The sequence below is a fragment of the Gryllotalpicola sp. CP2-P1 genome (assembly GCF_057512245.1).
The window spans coordinates 1-8186 of the sequence record NZ_JBLRDT010000117.1 but is presented as its reverse complement, the minus strand read 5'-3'; the positions used below and the strand labels follow the sequence as shown (position 1 = coordinate 8186).

The following is an 8186-nucleotide window of genomic DNA, read 5'->3' as shown; positions in this document are numbered from 1 at the left end:
CGGGGCGCGTCCGAGCGCCCGCATCACCACGAGTCCGAAGATCAGCTGGTCGATCTGCTCGCCCGTGAGCGCGGGCCTCAGCTGGCCAGCATCCCTCGCCTGCTGCACCCGCTCGGCCACCGTCGGGCTGGCCATGCCCAGTCGCTCGGCCACCCGCAGGCCGATCTCGGGGCTGTCGATCGAGGCCGAGAGAAGCGAGCCGAGCAGGGCGGCATGCGTCTCGTCGCCGAGGAACGCCAGCACGCGCTCGAGCCACGCCGAGATGTCGGCGAGCGCGTCGCCGGTCTCGGGCACGGGGAAGCTCTCGGGCACGAGCGTGCCCTCTGCGAGCGCCTCGGCGACGATCGCGTTCTTCGAGGGGTACCAGCGGTAGATCGTCTGCTTGCCGACGCCGGCCTCGGTCGCGATGGCCTCGATCGTCACATTGTCGAAGCCCATGCGGTCGATCAGGGTGGCGATGGCGGTGAGGATCGCGGTGCGCGACGCCTCGCTGCGTGCTGCTCCTCTGGGCATAGCTGAAGATCTCCCTACAACGAGACGTGGCGTCTAGCAGAACCTCAGGGCCGCGATCTACGGTACTAAGCGTCTCGTTGAAGAACATAGCGCTGAGTCGATGGCGATGAAGGGCAGACGTCGCCGCAGCCTGCGACGACCCGCGCCCTCCAGCCCGGCGCAGCCACCGATTGAAGGGTGGACCGATGGCCGGCCTGCTGTACCGCCTCGGCCGATTCTCGGCACGACGCGCCTGGATCGTCATCACCGCATGGGCGGTCGTCCTCGGCCTCGCCGTCGTGGCGTTCTCGGTCGGCAGTGGCCGGCTCTCCGACGCCATCACGATCCCGAACACGCCCACCACGCAGGTGCAGCACCGGCTCGAGAAGATCCTCGGCAGCGACGCGGCCGGCACCCACGCGAGCGGCACGATCGTCGTGCAGAGCACGGCGAAGCAGGCGATGACGGATGCCCAGCGGGCCGACCTCGCCGACATGATCGCCGCCGTCGAGAAGGTCGACGGGGTGAAGTCGGTCGCGAACCCCTTCGACCAGCTCGAGCAGGTGAACGCGCAGAAGCAGAAGCTCGCCGACGGGAAGGCCCAGCTGGCCGCGGCCCAGCAGAAGCTGAGCGACGGCCAGAAGCAGCTCGACGCGGCGCAGCAGCAGCTGAGCGACGGGCAGAAGCAGCTTGACGCGGCGGTCGCGCAGGCGCAGGCATCCGGAATGTATGACGCGGCGAAGCCGCAGCTCGACGCGCAGCAGGCGCAGCTCGACGCCGGGAAGCAGCAGCTCGCGACCCAGCAGGAGCAGCTCACCGCGAACCAGAAGAAGATCGACGAGCAGCGCACGCAGCTGACGCAGGGGTCGAAGCTCCTTGAGATGTCGCAGGGCGCCCTGCAGGTCTCGAAGAACGAGCGCACGGCGATCGTGACCGTCACCCTGGACGCGGCGCAGAACGAGATCTCGCCAGAGGTCTCGAGCGACATCCGCGCCGCCGCGAGTGACGCGGCCCCAGCCGGCACGACGGTCGACTTCTCACAGGAGCTCGCGCAGCAGGGCTTCGGCAGCTCGAGCGAGGCGGGCGGCATCGTGATCGCGGCCATCGTGCTCGCGATCATGCTCGGCACGCTGATCGCGGCGGGTCTGCCGCTGCTCAACGCCATCGTCGGCGTCGGCATCAGCTACCTCGTGGTGATGTCGTTCTCGAAGCTCATCGAGATGAACAGCACGACGCCGATCCTCGCCCTGATGCTCGGCCTCGCGGTCGGCATCGACTACACCCTGTTCATCCTCAACCGGCACCGCGAGCAGCTGAAGCGCGGCATGGAGGTGCACGAGTCCATCGGGCTCGCGAACGGCACCTCGGGGTCGGCGGTCGTGTTCGCCGGCATCACGGTCATCGTCGCGCTGGTGGCGCTGTTCGTGACGGGCATCTCGTTCCTCGGGCTCATGGGCGCGGCCGCCGCGCTCGCCGTGGCGGTCGCCGTGCTCGTCGCGATCACGCTGACGCCGGCGATCCTCGGGCTGGCGGGTCTGCGCGTGCTGCCCAAGCGGGTGCGGCGCAGGCTGGCAGAGGGGGCGGATGCTGGCGCCGGTGCCGCTGCCGGTGCCGGTGCGGATGCCGGCGCCGGTGCCGGTGCGGCCGAGGGTGCGCGCCCCGCGAAGCCGCGCCGACCGCTCACGGCCATGTCGACCCCGCGCGCATGGATCACGGCCGTGGCATCCGTGCTCGTCCTCGGCGCGATCGCCGTGCCCGCCACGCAGATGCGGCTCGGCCTGCCCGACGGGGGCTCGCAGCCGGCCGACTCGACGCAGTACCGCGCCTACGAGAAGGTGCGCGCGGCGTTCGGCGAGGGCTTCAATGCGCCGCTCGTGGTGGTGGCGGATGTCTCGTCGGGGCTCTCGGACTCTGAGATGACCGCCCGTGAGGTGCAGATCGGCGAGCACCTGAGCGCGATGCGCGACGTGGCCGCGGTGGTGCCCGTGACGGCATCCACCTCGCACGATGTCGTCGTGTTCCAGGTGATCCCGCGCGGTGGGCAGAACGACGTGTCGACCGAGAATCTGGTGCAGCACCTGCGGTCGTCGGGCGCGAGCGGCGTCGAGGGGCACTTCCAGGTCGCCGGCGCGACGAGCGGCAACATCGACATCACGGACTACCTGGCCCGCGCCCTGCCGCCGTACCTGATCGTCGTGATCGGCCTGTCGATCCTCATCATGATCGCCGTGTTCCGGTCGCTGCTTGTGCCGCTGCTCGCGACCGGGGGCTTCGTGCTGTCGCTGTTCGCGGCGCTCGGCGGTGTGACCGCGATCTTCCAGTGGGGCTGGCTCGGCGCGCTGTTCAACGTGCACGACCCGGGCCCCGTGCTGAGCTTCCTGCCGACCCTCGTCGTCGGCATCCTGTTCGGGCTCGCTATGGACTACATGCTCTTCATCGGAACCGGCATTCGCGAGGCGTATGTGCACGGGGCATCCGCGCGGGTCGCCGTCGTGTCGGGTGTGCGCGCCGGGCGTGCGGTGGTGACGGCCGCGGCGCTGATCATGGCGTCGGTGTTCGCGGGCTTCATCTTCTCTGACAACTCGATCATCTCGGCGCTCGGCTTCGGCCTCGCGTTCGGCGTGCTGGCGGATGCCTTCGTGGTGCGCATGCTGCTCATCCCCGCGGTGCTGCACCTCTTCGGTCGCGCCGCGTGGTGGCTGCCGAAGTGGCTCGACCGTCTCGTTCCGGATGTCGACGTCGAGGGCGCTCGGCTCGAGCGGACCCACCCGGTCGTGCCGCTGCACGAGGGCGAGGACGAGCCGGTGCTCGTGTAGGGGGTGCTTCGGCGCCGGATGGCGCTCTGGAAAGTGCACGTCGGCCCGTGCTGCATCCCTCGCTCCGCAAATTGTTCAATTCGTGCGCGGGCGGGCCGGGTGCTGGGAGTTACTGCCCTACATCCGATTAAGCGGCGGCAGTCGGTCGGCCCGAAGACGGCGCTCAAGAACATCGGCCTCTTCGCGGGACTTGCACACAATCCATCCGACGCAGCACCCGCGAAGCCACTCGTTGACGATTGCAGTTTGCTTATCCGAAAGGACCGAAGGTCGGCTGCGAGCGGTACGCCGGTCGACCCCGAGTTGCGCAACCGCGACCGATGCGCGCAGTGTGCTGCGGCTCATGTCCGGTCGCGTCGCGAGGTGTGAGGCCAGCCGAGTGGCTAGGTTGCTGGCGGTTCCGACGTAGACGCATTCGCCCTCCCGGAACCATGCATAGACGCCTGGTGCGCGGGGAATGTCGCGCCGCGCAAGTGCACGCGCCGACTGTCGAGGCGCAGCCAGCAAGTGTGACCAACTGAGAAGCTCCTCGTCCGCGCCTGATGCAGTTGGTGCAGTCATAGAAGTCAAGCTAACCCGGCCAATTCTCCTGGAGTTGAACTCACTTAGTGAGCATCCGGGTACAGCGACTTCGTAAGTGCACAACGGATGCCGGCTCCTGCCGGCATGAGACCCACGGAGGACCCACGATGCAGATCGGCTACAAGCTCTCGACCGAAGGCTTCGCGCCCACCGAGATCATCCGCCAGGCGGTCGCCGCCGAGCAGGCGGGGTTCGACTTCGTCGAGATCAGCGACCACTTCCACCCGTGGCTCGACAACCAGGGGCACAGCGGGTTCACGTGGTCGATCCTCGGGTCCGATCGCGGCCAAGACCGAGCGCGTCGGGCTCGTCACCGGCGTGACGTGCCCCACGATGCGCTACCACCCGGCGATCATCGCCCAGGCGGCGGCGACCATGGCGCTGATCTCCAACGGGCGCTTCACGCTCGGCGTCGGCGCGGGTGAGAACCTCAACGAGCACATCATCGGCGAGGGCTGGCCCGGGGCACGCATCCGCCACCGCATGCTGCGCGAGGCGCTCGAGATCATCCGCCTGCTCTGGCAGGGTGGGTACAAGAGCTATGACGGCGAGTTCCTCAACCTTGAGGATGCCCAGGTGTTCGACCTGCCCGAGACGCTGCCGCGCATCGTGGTTGCGAGCGGAGGGAAGGCATCCGCGCGCATCGCCGCCGAACTCGGTGACGGCATCTTCGCGACCGAGCCGCGCGCCGACCTGGTCGAGGGTTACGCGGCGGCCGGCGGCGCGGGCGTGCGCTACGCCGAGGTGCCGCTCGCGTATGCATCGAATGCGGGGGATGCCGCGGCTGCGGTGCTTGAGAAGGAGCCGTGGTTCGCCACCGGCTGGCCGGTCATGAGCGAGCTGCCGAACCCGAAGAACTTCAGGGCGGCGTCGTCGACCGTGCGGGAAGAGGACGTGCTGCAGCAGTTCGCGTGCGGCCCGGACGTCGAGCGGCACCTCGAGGTCGTCGGGCAGTTCACCGAGGCGGGGTTCGACCACCTCGTGCTGCACAACGGCGGGCCGGACCCGGAAGCCTTCCTGGAGTTCTTCGCGGGGGAGTTGAAGCCGCAGCTGGGGTAGTCCGAGCCCTCTGCTCCGTCGCGCTTCTGAGCGCGTCGCGGTGGCTGACGCAGCGGAAGGGTGGTGCGACGACGGCACGAGCACGGGGCGGCAAGCGGTGGTGGGATGCCCCGCAGCCGACCGACGTCGGCCCCGACGATGTCACACCAGGGCCTCCTGATCAGTCGTAGCTGACGAGTCAGGAGGCCCCATGTCGTACTCGATCACCGACCGCATCGCGGGCCGCTTCGCCGCAACGTCGGCGGGGCGCCGCGCCACCGCCCTCACCGCCCGGTGGCACCGCCGCCGAGTGCAACCGCACTGGACCGACGTGTTCGGCATCGCCACGATCGCGAGCCTCGTCGTGCTGTTCGTCACCGGCATCCTGCTGATGTTCGTGTACACGCCGTCGAGCGCGCAGGTCGTCTACGACGGCCCGTGGCTGCCGCTCGTCGGTCAGCACGTGTCGAAGGCGTATGCCTCGACGATGCGCATCTCGCTCGAGCTGCGCGGCGGCCTGCTGGTGAGGCAGACGCATCACTGGGCGGCGCTGCTGCTGCCGGCATCCGTCATCATGCAGATCCTGACCGCCTTCTTCACCGGAGCGTTCCGGCGCCCGCGTCGCGCGAGCTGGGTGCTGCTCTACCTGTTGTTCCTCGCGGTGCTCGCCGGCGGCTGGAGCGGGTACGCCCTGCCCGACGACCTGCTCGCCGGCACCGGGCTGCGCATCGCGCAGGGCGTCGCGCTGTCGATCCCGTTCGTCGGCACTCAGCTCGCGAGCCTGCTGTTCGGCGGCGGCTTCCCGGGGCGCATCATCGAGCACCTCTACCCGCTGCACGTCGCGGTTGTTCCGCTCGCGCTCGTCGTGCTGATCGCGTTGCGCGTGCGCGTCGGGCACAGGCAGTCGGCGCCGCGGTTCGCGCGCGCCGGCCGCCCGAACGACGACGTGCCGGCCTGGCCCACTGGCGCCGCGCGCACCTTTGGCCTGTTCTCGGGCGTGGTCGGCGTGATCGCGGCGATGGGTGCGCTGGTCACGATCGCGCCGATCTGGCTGTTCGGCCCGTCTTCGCCGGGGGATGCCTCAGCCGGTAGTCAACCGGACTGGTACACGGGCTTCCTCGACGGCGCCCTGAGGCTCGTGCCGCCGGGTTGGGAGTTCGAGTGGCTCGGGCACACCTGGTCGCCGGCGCTACTCGTACCGCTCGTCGCGACGGGTGTCTTCCTGCTGGCCGGTCTGGTCTATCCCTTTGTCGAAGAGCACGTCACGGGTGACCGGTCACCGCACCACCTGCGCGTGCGGCCCCGTAACAACCCGGTACGCACCGGCGTAGGGGCGGCGGCGATCGCCTTCTACTGCGTGCTCTGGGGCGCGGGCAGTGCCGACATCATGGCCACCCACTTCATGCTCTCGATCGAAGGCGTCGTGCACACTTTCCAGGCGCTCGTAGTGCTCGGACCGGTCGCCGCCTTCGAGCTGACCCGGCGTGTCTGCCTCGGGCTGCAACGCAAGGATCGCGAGATTCTCGTGCACGGCTTCGAGACCGGGCGCATCGTGCGGATGCCTGGCGGTCGGTTCGTCGAGGTGCACCAGCCCGTGCCGAGCTACGAGCGGTGGCGCTACGCCGGGGCCGACTCGGAGGAGGAATCCGTCACCCCTGCTGTCACAGCTGCGCCTGCAGCGCGGTCAGCGCTGGTGAATCGGCCGGCGCCCGCCGGCCGCGACCCCCAGTCACAGAAGTGAGAAGCATCATGACCAAGCCGATCCTCGAGAGCGTCGCGCAAGAGCTCGCCGACGCCACCGCCAACCCGCCGCACCTCTACCAGCTGGGCGCCGAGGGCGCCCGCAAGGTGCTCGACGACCTGCAGTCCCAGGCCATCGATAAGCCTGACGTCACCGACGAATGGGTCACCGTTCCCGCTGAGGTCGGCGACGTGCGCGTGCGCATCGTCAAGCCGGTGGGTGCCGCGCCGGTGCTGCCGGCGGTGCTCTACATGCACGGCGGCGGCTGGGTGATCGGCAACGCCCTCACCCACGACCGGCTCGTCCGTGAGCTCGCGGTCGGCGCGAACGCCGCGGTCGTGTTCGTCGAGTACGACCGCTCGCCCGAGGCGCACTACCCGGTCGCCATCGAGCAGGGCTACGCCACCGCGAAGTGGATCGGCGAGCACGGCAGCGAGCACGGCATCGACCCCAGCCGCATCGCGGTCGCCGGCGATTCGGTTGGCGGCAACATGACCATTGCGCTGTCGCTGCTCGCGAAGCAGCGTGGGGACGTGCGCTTCGTGCACCAGTCGATGTACTACCCCGTGACGGACGCCGCGCAGAACACCGACAGCTACCGCGACTTCGCCGACGGCCCGTTCCTCACGGCCAAGGGCATGGCGTGGTTCTGGGACGCCTACCTGCCCGACGTCGAGCGCCGCGACGAGATCACCGCGTCGCCGCTGCGTGCCTCGCTTGACGAGCTCGCGGGCCTGCCCGAGACGTTCCTCATCGTCGATGAGAACGACGTGCTGCGCGACGAGGGGGTGGCTCTCGGCCGCAAGCTGACGCAGGCCGGCGTGCGCATCACGAGCGTTGGCTACAACGGCATCTTCCACGACTTCATGATGCTGAACCCGCTGCGCCCGAGCGCCGCGACGACCGCTGCGGTCGAGCAGGCCGGGCACGTGTTGCGCAAGGCGTTGTGGGCGGAGGCGTGACCGTGGCTGCGAAGAATTCCCTCGTCCTGCTCGTGCACGGCGCGTTCGCCGAATCCGCCAGTTGGAACGGCGTGATCGCCGAGCTGCACGACCGCGGGATCGATGCGATTGCGGTCGCGAACCCGCTGCGCAGCCTCTCGGGCGACGCTGCGTACGTGCGCGATGTGATTGTCGCGGTCGAGCGCCCCGTGGTGCTCGTCGGGCACTCGTACGGCGGGCTCGTGATCTCGCAGGCCGCGGCAGGCCTCGAATCCGTCGTCGCGCTGGTCTACGCCAACGCCTTCGTGCCAGAGCGCGGCCAGAATGCGTTCGACCTGTCGACCGAGTTCCCCGGCAGCACGCTTGCCGAGACCCTCGAGCCGCGCGAGCTTGCCGACGGCACCGTCGAGCTGTCGATCGCGCTGCCGAAGTTCCACGCGCAGTTCGCCGCCGACGTCTCGGCCGGGCAGGCGGGGCTACTCGCCCGCACGCAGCGCCCGGTGACGCAGGCGGCGCTGACCGAGCCGGTGGCCGCCGAGGTGCCGGCCTGGAAGACGATTCCGAGCTGGTGCGTGT

8 protein-coding genes are annotated in these 8186 nt (G+C 69.5%); 5 read left to right on the top strand and 3 right to left on the bottom strand.

Translation table 11 applies throughout. The features are described 5' to 3' along the window. On the bottom strand, positions 1-513 hold a 513-nt coding region (locus ACM2XV_RS09980; protein WP_487026821.1), incomplete at its 3' end, for a TetR/AcrR family transcriptional regulator. 185 nt (positions 514-698) lie between these two features. Between ACM2XV_RS09980 and ACM2XV_RS09975 the strand changes: the two genes are divergently transcribed. Beyond that, positions 699-3308, top strand: a complete 2610-nt coding sequence (locus ACM2XV_RS09975) for an MMPL family transporter (RefSeq protein ID WP_487026820.1) — start codon at positions 699-701, stop codon at positions 3306-3308. Between the two features lie 117 nt (positions 3309-3425). On the opposite strand, the gene ACM2XV_RS09970 is transcribed toward ACM2XV_RS09975, so the two are convergent. Further along, positions 3426-3869: a GIY-YIG nuclease family protein gene (locus ACM2XV_RS09970; RefSeq protein WP_487026819.1), complete on the bottom strand. Its 444-nt coding sequence runs from the start codon at positions 3867-3869 to the stop codon at positions 3426-3428. Between the two features lie 139 nt (positions 3870-4008). Beyond that, positions 4009-4149: a hypothetical protein gene (locus tag ACM2XV_RS09965; RefSeq protein ID WP_487026823.1), complete on the bottom strand. Its 141-nt coding sequence runs from the start codon at positions 4147-4149 to the stop codon at positions 4009-4011. Between the two features lie 20 nt (positions 4150-4169). On the opposite strand from ACM2XV_RS09965, the gene ACM2XV_RS09960 reads away from it, so the two are divergent. The 4 genes from ACM2XV_RS09960 to ACM2XV_RS09945 form a co-directional block, all read left to right on the top strand. Continuing rightward, the gene (locus tag ACM2XV_RS09960; protein WP_487026822.1) at positions 4170-4949 is read left to right on the top strand and encodes a TIGR03557 family F420-dependent LLM class oxidoreductase; all 780 of its coding nucleotides are present in this window, start codon (positions 4170-4172) and stop codon (positions 4947-4949) included. A gap of 190 nt (positions 4950-5139) precedes the next feature. After that, positions 5140-6669 carry a cytochrome b gene (locus ACM2XV_RS09955; RefSeq protein ID WP_487026818.1) on the top strand — a complete coding sequence of 510 codons (1530 nt, stop codon included), beginning with the start codon at positions 5140-5142 and terminating at the stop codon, positions 6667-6669. Positions 6670-6677: 8 nt separating this feature from the next. After that, on the top strand, positions 6678-7631 hold the full coding sequence (locus ACM2XV_RS09950) for an alpha/beta hydrolase (RefSeq protein ID WP_487026817.1): 954 nt from the start codon (positions 6678-6680) through the stop codon (positions 7629-7631). Between the two features lie 2 nt (positions 7632-7633). Then, positions 7634-8186, top strand: a 553-nt coding sequence (locus ACM2XV_RS09945; protein ID WP_487026816.1) for an alpha/beta hydrolase, incomplete at its 3' end; no start/stop codon positions are given.

Excerpts from the sequence above, each read along its gene's own strand:
- ACM2XV_RS09975 (WP_487026820.1), top strand. The coding sequence starts at position 699 with ATGGCCGGCCTGCTGTACCGCCTCGGCCGATTCTCGGCACGACGCGCC.
- ACM2XV_RS09970 (WP_487026819.1), bottom strand. The coding sequence starts at position 3,869 with ATGACTGCACCAACTGCATCAGGCGCGGACGAGGAGCTTCTCAGTTGG.
- ACM2XV_RS09955 (WP_487026818.1), top strand. The coding sequence starts at position 5,140 with ATGTCGTACTCGATCACCGACCGCATCGCGGGCCGCTTCGCCGCAACG.
- ACM2XV_RS09950 (WP_487026817.1), top strand. The coding sequence starts at position 6,678 with ATGACCAAGCCGATCCTCGAGAGCGTCGCGCAAGAGCTCGCCGACGCC.